At 62.9% G+C, this 232-nt stretch carries 1 protein-coding gene; it reads left to right on the top strand.

Going from position 1 to position 232, the window contains the following annotated elements; translation table 11 throughout:
- Positions 1-232, top strand: a 232-nt coding sequence (locus N7568_RS25555; protein WP_261612408.1) for a DNA topoisomerase, incomplete at both ends; no start/stop codon positions are given.

Here is a 232-nt window from a genome sequence, read left to right on the forward strand (position 1 = left end):
CGCACGAGGCCATCCGACCCGCGGGAGTCTCCTTCCGCACTCCGGAGCAGGTTGCAAAGCAACTGAGCGGCGATGTGTTCCGGCTGTACGATCTCATCTGGAAGCGCACGGTTGCCTCCCAGATGGCTGACGCCAAGGGTTCAACCGCCACCATACGCCTCGGTGCAGTGGCCACTGACGGACGCGACGCAGAATTCTCGGCTTCCGGTACTGTCATCACCTTCCCGGGCTT

The organism is Paenarthrobacter aurescens (assembly GCF_025421775.1).
Lineage (GTDB): Bacteria > Actinomycetota > Actinomycetes > Actinomycetales > Micrococcaceae > Arthrobacter > Arthrobacter aurescens_B.